Annotated in this window: 9 protein-coding genes; 3 read left to right on the top strand and 6 right to left on the bottom strand. The window is 63.4% G+C overall.

All coding sequences use genetic code 11. The annotated features are described in order from the left end of the window. Positions 1–300 precede the first annotated feature (300 nt). From ACO07D_RS11500 to dld, 3 genes are all read left to right on the top strand, one after another. The gene (locus tag ACO07D_RS11500; protein WP_421703084.1) at positions 301–1362 is read left to right on the top strand and encodes a TRAP transporter substrate-binding protein; all 1062 of its coding nucleotides are present in this window, start codon (positions 301–303) and stop codon (positions 1360–1362) included. 113 nt (positions 1363–1475) lie between these two features. Beyond that, positions 1476–3554, top strand: coding sequence for a TRAP transporter large permease subunit (locus tag ACO07D_RS11495; RefSeq protein WP_421703083.1), 2079 nt, complete (start codon positions 1476–1478; stop codon positions 3552–3554). Positions 3555–3568: 14 nt separating this feature from the next. Continuing rightward, entirely contained in the window at positions 3569–5251 is a 1683-nt protein-coding gene (gene dld / locus ACO07D_RS11490) for a D-lactate dehydrogenase (protein ID WP_421703082.1), read from the top strand. Positions 5252–5278: 27 nt separating this feature from the next. On the opposite strand, the gene ACO07D_RS11485 is transcribed toward dld, so the two are convergent. From ACO07D_RS11485 to lipA, 6 genes are all read right to left on the bottom strand, one after another. Continuing rightward, positions 5279–6271, bottom strand: a complete 993-nt coding sequence (locus ACO07D_RS11485; RefSeq protein ID WP_421703081.1) for a helix-turn-helix domain-containing protein — start codon at positions 6269–6271, stop codon at positions 5279–5281. 71 nt (positions 6272–6342) lie between these two features. Beyond that, entirely contained in the window at positions 6343–9204 is a 2862-nt protein-coding gene (gcvP, locus tag ACO07D_RS11480; protein WP_421703080.1) for an aminomethyl-transferring glycine dehydrogenase, read from the bottom strand. A gap of 57 nt (positions 9205–9261) precedes the next feature. Beyond that, a complete protein-coding gene (gene gcvH / locus ACO07D_RS11475; protein WP_421703079.1) occupies positions 9262–9627 on the bottom strand; it encodes a glycine cleavage system protein GcvH in 366 nt (121 codons plus the stop codon). 17 nt (positions 9628–9644) lie between these two features. Next, positions 9645–10742 carry a glycine cleavage system aminomethyltransferase GcvT gene (gcvT, locus tag ACO07D_RS11470; protein WP_421703078.1) on the bottom strand — a complete coding sequence of 366 codons (1098 nt, stop codon included), beginning with the start codon at positions 10740–10742 and terminating at the stop codon, positions 9645–9647. A gap of 62 nt (positions 10743–10804) precedes the next feature. Then, positions 10805–12175: an alanine/glycine:cation symporter family protein gene (locus ACO07D_RS11465; protein WP_421703077.1), complete on the bottom strand. Its 1371-nt coding sequence runs from the start codon at positions 12173–12175 to the stop codon at positions 10805–10807. A gap of 25 nt (positions 12176–12200) precedes the next feature. Further along, on the bottom strand, positions 12201–13151 hold the full coding sequence (gene lipA / locus ACO07D_RS11460) for a lipoyl synthase (RefSeq protein ID WP_421703076.1): 951 nt from the start codon (positions 13149–13151) through the stop codon (positions 12201–12203). Between the last annotated feature and the right edge of the window lie 2 nt (positions 13152–13153).

Genomic DNA, 13153 nt, shown 5'->3' with positions numbered 1-13153 from the left:
CGCTTGCCCGGTGGTTGTCTGAAATATTTACCAACGGCGTGCATTTTTCAAGAGCCGGGTGAACGCGGAGTGACAACAGGAAAGTCGCGATTTCCCAAGTACTTTCAACGGCCTTGCGCAATTCCCCGTTTCAAAAACGCCACCTCGCACCTCGCAGTATCGGCAGCATGCACTGCACCAGTGGTAAATAAACTTGTTGACCAAAACCAGTGGTAAGATTTATTTACCAACACCATGCCGAGCCTTTCGGCACCGAGAAAAGCCGTGGAGGCGGCTTTGCGACCACTCTGGAGGAGAGATATGAAAAAGACCCTGACCTCGCTGGCCATTGCCGCCACCGTTCTGACTACCGCAGCCACCACCGCGGCCAACGCGGCCGACAAGCTGCTGCTGAAAACTCCGATCGCGTTTTCGACCGCCCTGCCCGGCCTCGGCTCGCCGATCCCGCGCGTCGCCGAACAGTTGGACCTGATGTCTGGCGGCACGCTGCGCATGAAGGTCTATGAGCCCGGCAAACTGGTGCCGCCGTTCGAGATCCTGGACGCCGTCAGCTCGGGCAAGATCAACTCGGGCTACACCACCGCCGGTTATTGGGCGGGCAAGATCCCGGCCGCGCCGCTGTTCTCCGCCGTGCCCTTCGGCCCGGAAGCGGGCGAATACATGGCCTGGCTCTACTACGGCAATGGTCTGACCCTGTATCAGGAGATGTATGACCAGGCCGGCTTCAACGTGAAGGTCATTCCTTGCGCCATCATCGCGCCGGAAACCTCGGGTTGGTTCAACACCGAAATCAACAGCCCCGAAGACCTGAACGGTCTGAAGATGCGTTTCTTCGGCCTGGGCGGCAAAGTCATGCAGCGCCTGGGTGTGGCAACCTCGCTGCTGCCGGGTGGCGAGATCTTCCCGGCGCTGGAGAAAGGCGCAATCGACGCGACCGAGTTCTCGATGCCCGCCATCGACGCCCGCCTGGGCTTCCACAAGTTGGTCAAGTTCAACTACTTCCCCGGCTGGCACCAACAGGCCACCGTGTTCGAACTGCTGGTCAACAAGGACGTCTGGAACGAAGCCACACCGCAGCACCAGGCAATCATCGAAAACGCCTGCAAGGCCTCGATGACCGACAGCTTTGCCGAGGGTGAAGCGATCCAGCACGCGGCCCTCTTGGACAATGTCGAAAACAACGGCGTGACCATCAAGACCTGGTCGGATGAGATGCTGGCGACTTTCCGCGAGAACTGGGAAGCCGTGGCCAAGGAAGAGGCCGCCAATGACGCCTTCTTCGCCAAGGTTCTGGAAGACATGACCGCCTTCCGCGAAGGCTATGCCATCTGGAAGGAAAATGCCTTCCTCCCGCGCAAGTAAACCCTGCTTGCGCCGCGGGGCGGCCCCACCTGCCGCCCCGCATTTCCCATTCGTTTCTCCCTTTATCGACCTGACGCCCGCGCAATTTCGCCGCATCGCCTGTGGAGGAGACCATGGCCCAGACCCCGCATACCCACGAAGTGGACCCCGCCGATCCCGTCGACGTGTTCGAGCACATCCTCGAGCATGAGGACCGCGACACGCAGGCCACGGCCGTTGCCATCGACAAGACCGTCAAGGGCATCGGCAATGTCGTCATGTGGGCCAACCTGTTGTTGGTCGCCGCAATCGTGACCCAGGTCAGCCTGCGCTACCTGTTCAACCTGAACTTCCCCAAGCTGGATGAGGTGCAGTGGCATTTCTACGGGCTCGTGACGATGGTCGGCATCTCCTACGCGCTGGTGACCGACAGCCATGTGCGCGTCGACATCCTGCACATGCAGCTGTCGCGTCGTGCCCAGCGGGTGATCGAGGTGATCGGCATCCTGACCCTGCTGACCCCATTCATCTACCTGATGGTCGATCAGGGCTGGGACTATTTCTATGAGAGCTGGCGGGTCAATGAACGCTCTGACAGCCCCACCGGCCTGCCCGCCCGCTGGGCCTTCAAGGCGGTGATCCCGGCCAGTTTCGTGCTGCTGGCCCTGGCCGCCGTGGCGCGGCTGATCCATGACGGCCACGCCATCCTGGTGAACTACGCCGACGAGCGCATGGGCAAGGATCTGCGTCTGATCCTCTGGGCGCTGGTCGCCTTCGCCGTGGTCGCGACCGCGCTGACCTTCGTGGTGGAAACCACCGAGGAAAAGCTGGTCATCGCCATGTTCCTGACCTTCATCGCGCTTCTGTTTACCGGCTTCCCGGTGGCCTGGACGCTGGCGGGCGTCGGCGTGGCCTATTGCGGGCTGGCCTATCTGTTCGACAATGACCTGATGGCCTGGACGGGGTTGGAAAGCACCTTTACCGGGCTTGATTACCTGACCCTGGGCGCCGTTGTGAACCGGGTCTATGCGACCATGTCCAACGCGGTTCTGGTGGCCCTGCCGATGTTCATCTTCATGGGGCTGATGCTGGACGAAAGCGGCGTGGCAGAGCGGCTCATGACCTCGATGCAGCGCCTGTTCGGCACTGTGCGCGGGGGGCTCGCGATCACCGTGACCATGATCGGCATCATCCTGGCGGCCTCGACGGGTATCATCGGTGCTTCGGTCGTGCTCCTGGGCGTGCTGTCGCTCCCGTCGATGATGGAACAGAAATACAACCCCTCGCTGGCGGCTGGTGTGGTGTCTGCCTCTGGCACGCTGGGCATCCTGATCCCGCCGTCGATCATGCTGGTGATCATGGCCGACCAGATGGCCCTGTCGGTGGGTGACCTGTTCATGGCCGCGGTGTTCCCGGGCGTAATCATCGGCGTGCTCTACCTGACCTATATCTTCGTCATCGCGCTGGTGAAACGCGACGTGGCCCCGGTGCCGGAGGGCGCAACCCGTCCCGATTGGGCCGCCATCAAGGGCGTGCTGATTGCCGTCCTGCCGACCCTGGGCCTGATCCTGGCCGTGCTGGGGTCGATCTTCGCTGGTCTCACTACGCCGACCGAAGCCTCCGGCGTGGGCGCCCTGGGCGCGACCCTGCTGGCGCTGGGATATCGCAAGCTGACCTTCCGCAAGCTCGTGAACGTGCTCAAAGCCACCTTCAACACCACCGCCTATATCTTCGCCATCTTCCTGGGTGCAACCGTGTTCAGCTATGTGTTGCGCGAGCTGGGCGGCGACCAGTTGATCGAGGACATTATCCACGGTGCGGGCTTTGGCCCCACCGGTACGGTGTTCATCATCCTCGGGATCGTCTTCCTGCTGGGCTTCGTGCTGGACTGGATCGAGATCACTTTGATCGTGCTGCCACTGATGCGCCCGATCGTGAACGGTCTGGGTCTGGACATCCCCGGCTTTGGCGCCATCGATGAACCGGCGCTGATCTGGTTCGTGATCCTGGTGGCGGTGACGCTGCAAACCAGCTTCCTGACACCACCTGTAGGCTTCGCGCTCTTCTACCTGAAAGGCGTCTGCCCGCCCGAGATCAAGCTCACGGATATCTACAAGGGCATCATCCCCTTCGTGATCCTGCAGCTGACCGGCCTGTTGTTCGTCTTCCTCTGGCCCGCGCTGGCAACATGGTTGCCCTCGGTCGCCTACTGAGGAACAGTTACGCCATGACTGAGCAGGACCTGATCGACAGGCTGAAACAAATCTGCGGGCGGCGGCATGTGCTGACCGGCGCCCGACGCACCGCGCGTTTTCGCAAGGGGTTCCGGTCGGGCGAAGGTGAGGCGCTGGCAGTGGTGCAACCCGCCACCCTGCTGGAGCAATGGCAGGTGCTGGAAGCCTGCGTGGAGGCCGACAAGATCGTCATCATGCAGGCCGCCAACACCGGGCTGACCGAGGGGTCGACCCCCAAGGGCAGCTATGACCGCGACGTGGTGCTGATCAATACCCGCCGCATGGACCAGTTGCAGCTGATCAAGGGTGGGGAGCAGGTGATCTCCTTCCCCGGCTCGACGCTCTTTGCGTTGGAGAAACTGCTGGCCCCGCTGGGGCGCCAGCCGCATTCGGTGATCGGGTCGTCCTGCATCGGCGCGTCCGTGGTGGGTGGCGTCTGCAACAACTCCGGCGGCTCGCTGGTGGAGCGCGGTCCGTCCTATACCGAGCTGTCGCTCTATGCGCAGATCTCGCTGGATGGGCAGTTGGAACTGGTCAATCACCTGGGCGTCAAGCTGGGCGAAAGCCCCGAGGAGATCCTGACCCGCTTGCAGAACGGAGACTATACGGAGGCGGATGTCGCCAGTGACAACCGCAAGGCCTCGGACACGGATTACGCCCGCAGGGTGCGCAACGTGGACGCCGACACGCCCGCGCGGTTCAATGCCGACAAGAGCCGCTTGTACGAGGCCGCTGGTTGCGCGGGCAAGCTGGCGGTTTTTGCCGTGCGCCTGGATACCTATCCGATGAATGCCTCCGAGGGGACATTCTACATCGGCGCGCCCGAGACCGGCGCCCTGGGCGATCTGCGCCGCGAGATCCTGTCGGGGTTCGAGACCCTGCCCGTCTCGGCCGAATACATGCATGAGGACGTGTTCGACCTGTCCGACCGCTACGGCAAGGACACGATGGTGATGATCGACAAGCTGGGCACGGACCGTTTGCCGATGTTCTTCGCGATGAAGGGCGCGGTGGATGCGCGGTTGAACGGGGTGCCGGGGCTTGCCAATTTCACCGACAGGTTCATGCAGGTGCTGTCGCGGATGTGGCCGAACATCCTGCCTGGCAAGATGCGTGCCTTCCGCAAGCAATATCCGCACCACCTGATCCTGAAGATGCGCGATGGTGGCGTCGGTGAAGCCCGCACCCTGCTGGAGCGCATGAAGGCCGCCGGCGCGCTGGACTTCTTCGAATGCAACGCGCGCGAGGCCAAGATGGCAGGCCTCCTGCGCTTCGCCGCGGCCGGCGCCGCCGTGCGCTACATGAATGTGCACCAGGGCGAGGTCGAGGACATCATCGCGCTGGACATCGCGCTCAGGCGCAATGACCGGGACTGGTTCGAACAGCTACCCCCCGAGATCTCGGACCAGCTGGTCAGCAAGCTCTACTATGGCCATTTCATGTGCCACGTGCTGCACCAGGACTATATCGTCAAGAAGGGTGCGGATCCGAAGGCGCTGAAGGCTGCGATGCTGGAGATCCTGGACCAGCGCGGCGCGGAATACCCGGCCGAGCACAATGTCGGGCACCTTTACCCGGCGAAACCGGACCTGGCGGCCTTCTACAAGTCGATCGACCCGACAAACAGCCTGAACCCAGGGATAGGCAAGATGTCCCGCAACAAGCACTACAGCTAAAGAAAAGGGGCGCCGCGCGCCCCTTTTTCATGCGACCTGCCGGGTCTGTTCCAGCCGGAAGGCCCGGTGGCGCAGGTCGCGCGGTGTGGCGGAATAGACCTGTTTCACACAGCGCGTCAGGTGCGAAGGCGTCGCGAAACCGGTGACCAGGGCGACCTCGGCCAGGGGTAGGCTGGTGCGGGTCAGCAGCTCATGCGCCTTTTCCGCGCGCAGCACGCGGTAGATCGCCAGCGGCGTTTCCCTGAGCACATTCATGAAGCGGCGCTGCAACTGGCGCGGCGAGACATGGAGTTGTTTCGCAATGTCATGGATCGACTGCGGGCTTTCCAGGTTCTGCTCCATCAGGTCCAGGCAGCTCGCCACCACCCGGTCCCCGCCAGAGCGGCGGCGGATGTCCAGGGCAAAGGGGCTGCGCGCCTGTTCAGGCCCGCTGTCGATCCCGACGTAACCCGCCAGCGCCGAGGCCGAGAAATCGCCATGCACCTCGCGGATGTGATCCAGCAGCAGCTTGATCACGGCAAGCGGGCTGATGGCGCTCTGAATGCGTCCCTCGCGCAGGTAGAGGTCCGTGGGGGCCGCAACCTGCAGCCCTTCCTCGCCTGCCGCCAGGGTGAAGTTCGGGTGGATCGCCAGGGTCGTGTCCTGTTCATAGGCCGACCCGGTCAACAGGAAGGCCGCGCCCCCGACCAGCACGCTGGTGTAGGACAGGTTCATGATCTGCTGCGCGCGCTGCCACAGGCGACGGTCCGTCTGCCAGCGTGATTGGATATCGCCCAGAAAGATCACCATGCGCTGACGCCAAGGGGCGGGATCACCCACGGGCGCGTCCGACAGGTGGCGCATGTCGAGCGTATAATCCGCCTCGCTGATCAGCTCGTTGGCGGCGCGAAACAGCTCGGCCAGGATCTGCGCGTGGAAACAGGGCACCCCTTCGGGCAGGATGATGGTCACACCTTGCACATCCGGCCTGGTCGAGGTCACGGCCGGGCTGTCGGGCTTGAGCTCTTCGAGATAGGACATGGGACCTCCATTCTGTCGGGGGGGAAACCTGCCCGAACACGCCGGGCAGGTCTTTGTTTTCAAAGAGGGACTTACACCTCGCCGTCGTCTTCGTAGTCCGACATCGGCGGGCAGGTGCAGATCAGGTTGCGGTCGCCATAGGCGTTGTCGACCCGGTTCACGACCGGCCAGTACTTGTCGACACCCAGGTTGCCCGGCGGGAAGCAGGCCTGTTCGCGGCTATAGGGACGATCCCATTCGCCCACCAGGTCACGCACCGTGTGGGGGGCGTGTTTCAGCGGGTTGTTTTCCGGGTCGATCTTGCCGTCGATGATATCCTGCGCCTCGGCGCGGATCGACAGCATGGCGTCGATGAAGCGGTCCAACTCGGCCTTGGGTTCCGATTCCGTCGGCTCCACCATCAGCGTACCGGCCACTGGCCAGGACATGGTCGGGGCGTGGAACCCGCTGTCGACCAGACGCTTGGCCACGTCATCCACGCTCACACCGCCCTCGTCGTTCAGCGGACGGGTGTCGAGGATGCATTCATGCGCCACGCGACCGGTGGTCGAGGTGTAGAGGATCGGATAGGCGTCCTTGAGCCGCGCCGCGATGTAGTTGGCGTTCAGGATCGCCACCTTGGTTGCCTGGGTCAGGCCAGCGCCACCCATCAAGAGCACATAGGCCCAGCTGACCGGCAGGATCGAAGGCGAGCCAAAAGGCGCGGCCGAGACCGGACCGACGGCGGTGCCGTATTCCGGGTGACCCGGCAGGTGCTCTTCCAAGTGGGCCTTCACGCCAATCGGACCCATGCCGGGGCCACCCCCGCCGTGCGGGATGCAGAAGGTCTTGTGCAGGTTCAGGTGGCTCACGTCGCCGCCGATCTTGCCCGGTTGGGCCAGGCCCACCATGGCGTTCATGTTGGCACCGTCGATATAGACCTGACCGCCGTGATCATGGGTGATCTGGCAAACCTCCTGCACGGTTTCCTCGAACACGCCATGGGTCGACGGGTAGGTGATCATGCAGCCGGCCAAGTTGTCCGAATGCTGGATCGCCTTGGTGCGGAAATCTTCCAGATCGATGTTGCCGTCGTCATCGGCCTTGATCGGCACGACCTTCCAGCCAACCATCTGCGCGGACGCCGGGTTGGTGCCGTGGGCCGAGGTCGGGATCAGACAGACGTTCCGGTGTCCTTCGCCATTCGCGATGTGGTAGTTGCGGATGGTCAGAAGCCCGGCATATTCGCCCTGCGCGCCAGAGTTTGGCTGCTGCGAAATCGCGTCATAGCCGGTGATCTGGCACAGCTTGTCGTTCAGGTCGGCGATCATCTCGTGATAACCGGCGGCCTGATCTTCGGGAACGAACGGGTGCAGGTTGCCGAACTCGGGCCAGGTGACCGGGATCATCTCGATCGTCGCGTTCAGCTTCATGGTGCAGCTGCCCAGCGGGATCATCGCGCGGTCCAGCGCCAGGTCGCGGTCGGCCAGGCGACGCATGTAGCGGGTGATCTCGGCCTCGGCCCGGTTCTGGTGGAAGATCGGGTGGGTCAGGTACTCGCTTTCACGCAGCGCATGTTCCGGCAGGCGGTACGAACGGTTGGCTTCGCTGTCATCGGTCTTGTCGATGCCGAAGGCGCCCCAGACGGCCTCGATGGTTTCGGGGCGGGTCTGTTCGTCCAGCGAAATGCCGACCTTGGTCTCCCCCACCTTGCGCAGGTTGATGCCACGGGCCACGGCGGCCTCCATGACGGTGGCCTGCAGGGCACCAACCTCGACGGTGATGGTATCGAAGAAAACCTCAGGCTCAACCTTGAAGCCGTGCTCTTCCAGCCCAGCAGCCAGGCGCGAGGTCTTGCGGTGCACGGACTGGGCGATGGCCTTGATGCCATCGGGACCGTGATAGACGGCATACATCGAGGCAATCACGGCCAGCAGGGCCTGGGCGGTACAGACATTGGAGTTCGCCTTTTCACGGCGGATGTGCTGTTCGCGGGTCTGCAGGGCTAGACGGTAGGCCTTGTTGCCACGCGCGTCGATCGAGACACCGATGATACGGCCCGGCATGGCGCGCTTCAGCTTGTCGGTGGTTGCCATGTAGGCGGCGTGGGGGCCACCGTAGCCCATGGGCACGCCGAAACGCTGGGTCGAGCCGATGGCAATATCGGCGCCCATTTCGCCGGGCGACTTCAACAGCGCCAAGGCCAGGATGTCAGCGGCGACCACGGCGATGGCCTTGTGCTCATGCAGCGCGGCGATCTGGTCGGTAAAGTCGCGCACGTGACCGTCGGTGCCCGGGTATTGGAAGATCGCACCAAAGACAGCACCGGCATCCAGCGTGTCGGGGTCGGCAACCTGCACGTCGATGCCCAGGGGCTCGGCGCGGGTCTTGATCACGGCGATGGTCTGCGGGTGGCAGGCGGCGTCGACGAAGAAGGAGGCGTTGTTGGCTTTCGAGCGCGAGCCGCGGTGCGCCATGGCCATGGCTTCTGCGGCAGCGGTGGCTTCATCCAGCAGCGAGGCGTTGGCGACTTCCAGACCGGTCATGTCGGACACCATGGTCTGGTAGTTCAAGAGCGCTTCCAGACGACCCTGCGAAATCTCGGGCTGGTAGGGGGTATAGGCGGTGTACCAGGCCGGGTTTTCCAGGATGTTGCGCAAGATCGGCGCGGGTGTCGTGGTGCCGTAATAGCCCTGGCCGATCAGCGAGGTCAGAACCTTGTTCTTCGACGCGATCTCTTTCATGTGGAACAGGGCGTCGCGTTCGGACATGGCCGGGCCCCAGTCCAGCGCCGCCTTCTGGCGGATCGCGGGCGGCACGGTCGCGTCAATCAGCGCGTCCAGGCTATCGAAACCGATCACCTTCAGCATCTCGTCCATTTCCTTGGGCGAGGGGCCGATGTGGCGGCGGTTGGCGAAGTCGTAGGCTTGGTAGGTGGTCAGTTCGAAAGCCATCGTTCGATCCTCATCAGGGCGTGGGGGGCCCGCCGGTTGCCCGGCGGGGAAGTGGGTTCAGCCGATCAGGGCCTTGTAGCCGTCCAGATCCATCAGATCATCCAGCTGCGACAGGTCGTTGAGCTTGATCTTGTAGATCCAGGCGTCGCCCTCGGGGCTTTCGTTCAGCGCGCCAGGGGTCTCTTCCAAGGTGCCGTTCACCTCGATCACTTCGCAGTCCAGAGGCGCGTAGATTTCGGAGGCGGCCTTGACGCTTTCGATCACGCCGATCTCTTCGCCCTTCTCGAACTCGTCGCCTTGGTCGCGCTGTTCGACGAAGACGATTTCGCCCAGCTGGTCGGCGGCGTGTTGGGTGATGCCCAGAGTGGCGGTGTCACCTTCGACGGTGATCCATTCGTGTTCTTCGGAGTAGTAGGTGGTCATGATGCTGGCTCCAGGTTTCAGCGTTTGTAGTTCTGTTGGACGAAGGGAAGGGCAACGATTTCAGCCGGTTGCGCCTTGCCGCGGATGATCAGGTTGACTTTCTCGCCGGGGGCGCCGTGGCCCTTGGCGACGTAACCCATGGCGACCGGGCCACCGACGGTGGGGCCGAAGCCGCCCGAGGTGACCTCGCCAATCGTGTTGCCTTCCAGGCATTGCACCTCGACGCCCTGGCGGGCGGGGGCGCGGCCTTCGGGTTTGATGCCGACCAGCTTCTTGGCGGCCCCTTCGGCCAGCTCGCGCTGGACGCGTTCGGCGCCCGGGAAGCCGCCTTCTTCCTTGCGGCGTTTCTGGATCGCCCAGGAAAGCGACGCTTCAATCGGCGAGGTGCTGGTGTCGATGTCATTGCCATAGAGGCACAGGCCCGCTTCCAGACGCAGGCTGTCGCGCGCGCCCAGACCTGCGGCTTCGCAGTCGTCATGGGCCAGGAAGGCGCGGGAAACTTCGACGGCGCGATCTTCGGGGATCGAAATCTCATAGCCATCTTCGCCGGTGTAACCCAGGCGCGAGATGCGGCATTCGGCACCCAGGATCTCGGCCACCGTGGTTTCCATGAACTTCAGATCGCGCGCGGCGGGGCACAGGCTGCCCACGACCTCTTCGGCGGCGGGGCCCTGGACCGCGACCAGGGCGCGGTCGAAAATCTCGGTCACTTCGACGCCGTCCAGGTTCGCCGCCATGTGCGGGATGTCCTGGTGACGCATCGAGGCGTTGACGACGACAAAGAAATGGTCACCGGCGTTCGAGACGATCAGGTCGTCCATGATGCCGCCGTCGTCATTGGTGAAGAAGCCGTAGCGCGCCTTGCCTTCCTTCAGCGTGGCATAGGCCTGCGGGCAGATCGCTTCCAGCTTTTCGCCGACGTTGTCGCCTTTCAGGATCACCTGACCCATGTGGCTTACGTCGAACAGGGCGGCTTTCTCGCGGCACTGCTTGTGCTCGCCCATGATGCCCAGCGGGTACTGGACCGGCATCTCCCAGCCGGCGAAATCGACCATCTTGCCGCCCAGTTCGACATGCAGGTCGTAAAGCGGAGTGCGTTTCGGGGTATCGGTCATCGGATGCCTCGTAATCTCTAGAGTGGGGTGGGAGGGGGCGGGCTGGCCGCCCCCGCCTCTGGTTATTCGGCCGCTTGGCCTTTTTCTTCGGTCTGGCCGTTCGAGGCGAAGAATTCCTTCGTCACCTTGAAGACGACCGGGCTCAGCAGCGCGAGCGCAATCAGGTTCGGCAGAGCCATCATGGCGTTCAGCGTATCGGCCAGCAGCCAGATGAAGCCCAGATCGGCGGTGGCGCCGAAGTAGATCGCGATGATCCACAGGATGCGGTAGCCCAGAAGGACCTTGGCACCCAGCAGAAAGCCCACGCATTTCTCACCATAATAGGACCAGCCCAGGATGGTGGTGAAGGCAAAGATCGACAGCGCGATGGCAATCATGTAGCCGCCGAAGCCGGGCAGCGAGGTCTCGAAGGCCAGCGAGGTCAGCGCCGCACCGGATTCACCCGAGGTCCAGGCGCCCGAGGCGATGATGGCGAGGCCCGTGATCGAGCAAACGATGATCGTGTCGATGAAGGTGCCCAGCATGGCAATCAGGCCCTGGTTGACCGGACCCTTGGTCTCGGCCGCCGCGTGGGCAATGGGCGCAGAGCCCAGGCCTGCTTCGTTCGAGAACACACCACGTGCCACACCGAAACGGATCGCGGCCCAAACGGCGGCGCCCGCGAAACCACCTTCGGCAGCCGAGGGGGTGAAGGCATGGGTGAAGACCAGCGACAGGGCGTTGCCCAGCTCACCGGCATTGATCACCAGAACAACCAGACCGGCCAGCACATAGGTCACGGCCATGAACGGCACCAGCTTACCGGCGACGGCGCCAATGCGGGTGATGCCACCCAGGATCACGGCGGCGGTCAGACCCATCAGCACGATACCGGTGATCGAGGTGTTGAAGCCGAAGTTGGTCTCAAGCACCTGCGCCACGCCGTTCGCCTGCACACCGTTGCCGATCCCGAAGGCGGCAATCGCGCCGAACACGGCAAAGGTGGCACCCAGCCAGGCCCATTTCTGACCCAGACCGTTCTTGATGTAATACATCGGACCACCGACATAGTTGCCCGCGCTGTCACGCTCGCGGAATTTCACCGCACAGACCGCTTCCGAATACTTGGTGGCCATACCGACCAGGGCGGTCATCCACATCCAGAACAGCGCGCCCGGACCACCCAGGAACACGGCCGTGGCCACGCCCGCAATGTTCCCGGTGCCGATGGTGGCCGACAGGGCCGTCATCAGCGCATTGAAGGGCGTGATCTGACCTTCGCCAGTACCCTCACGGCCCTTGAACATCAGGCCAAAGCCCATGCCCAGCTTGCGGATCGGCATGACCTTCAGGCCGATCTGCAGGAACAGGCCGACACCCAGGATCAGAAGCAGCATCGGCGGCCCCCAGACGATCCCGTTCACCCAGCCTACAAGATTTGACAACGCTTCCATGGTTTCCTCCCCTTAGCGTCCTCAGTCAGGCCCGTGCCGCAAGCGCCGCCTCACGGGCTTGCTTGAGGGCCGCGAAATCTTCGTCCGCGTGGAACGACGACCGCGTCAGCGGTGTGGCCGAGACACCAAGGAACCCCTTGGCACGCGCGGCGCGTTCCAGCGTTTCGAAGTCCTCCGGGGTCCAGAAACGGTCCACCGGATGATGCTTTGGCGTGGGCTGCAGGTATTGGCCCACGGTCAGAAAATCGACATTCGCCGCGCGCAGGTCGTCCATCACCTGGCGCACCTCTTCCATCGTCTCACCCAGGCCGACCATCAGGCCGGATTTGGTGAACAGCGACGGGTTGGCGCGCTTGGCGTCATCCAGCAGACGCAGCGATTGATAGTAGCGCGCGCCGGGACGCACGGTCGGGTAAAGGCGCGGCACGGTTTCAAGATTGTGGTTGAACACGTCCGGCGCTGCCTCGAACACCGCATTGCCCGCATCGCCCTTGCCCAGGAAGTCGGGCGTCAGCACCTCGACCGTGGTGCCCGGGTTCTGGTGGCGCACGGCGCGAATGGTCTGGGCGATATGTTCGGCCCCGCCATCGGCCAGGTCGTCGCGGTCGACGCTGGTGATCACCACATGGCGCAGGCCCAGCTGTTTCACGGCGCGGGCCACCCGGCCCGGTTCGAACGCATCCAGCGCGTCGGGCTTGCCGGTGGTCACGTTGCAGAAGGAACAGCCACGCGTGCAGGTCTCGCCCATGATCATCATGGTGGCATGACGCTTGGACCAGCATTCGCCCACGTTCGGGCAAGCGGCCTCTTCGCAGACCGTTGCCAGGTCGTTGTCCCGCATCAGGCGGCGCGTCTCGTAATATTCGTTCGAGACGATCTTCTTCTGCCGGATCCAGCGCGGTTTGCGCGAGACCGCATTGTCCGGCTTGTGAGCCTTTTCCGGGTGGCGCAGCTTGGGCGGGGTCTGGACGTTCATGG

The sequence above is a fragment of the Aliiroseovarius sp. genome, assembly GCF_965228805.1.
GTDB lineage: Bacteria > Pseudomonadota > Alphaproteobacteria > Rhodobacterales > Rhodobacteraceae > JASBTN01.
The sequence above is the reverse complement of the archived record's forward strand: the minus strand, read 5'-3'. Positions and strand labels throughout refer to the sequence as shown.

Coding starts and splice junctions, on each gene's coding strand:
- ACO07D_RS11465 (WP_421703077.1), bottom strand. CDS start 12,175: ATGGAAGCGTTGTCAAATCTTGTAGGCTGGGTGAACGGGATCGTCTGG.
- dld (WP_421703082.1), top strand. CDS start 3,569: ATGACTGAGCAGGACCTGATCGACAGGCTGAAACAAATCTGCGGGCGG.
- ACO07D_RS11495 (WP_421703083.1), top strand. CDS start 1,476: ATGGCCCAGACCCCGCATACCCACGAAGTGGACCCCGCCGATCCCGTC.
- lipA (WP_421703076.1), bottom strand. CDS start 13,151: ATGAACGTCCAGACCCCGCCCAAGCTGCGCCACCCGGAAAAGGCTCAC.
- gcvH (WP_421703079.1), bottom strand. CDS start 9,627: ATGACCACCTACTACTCCGAAGAACACGAATGGATCACCGTCGAAGGT.
- gcvT (WP_421703078.1), bottom strand. CDS start 10,742: ATGACCGATACCCCGAAACGCACTCCGCTTTACGACCTGCATGTCGAA.
- gcvP (WP_421703080.1), bottom strand. CDS start 9,204: ATGGCTTTCGAACTGACCACCTACCAAGCCTACGACTTCGCCAACCGC.
- ACO07D_RS11500 (WP_421703084.1), top strand. CDS start 301: ATGAAAAAGACCCTGACCTCGCTGGCCATTGCCGCCACCGTTCTGACT.
- ACO07D_RS11485 (WP_421703081.1), bottom strand. CDS start 6,271: ATGTCCTATCTCGAAGAGCTCAAGCCCGACAGCCCGGCCGTGACCTCG.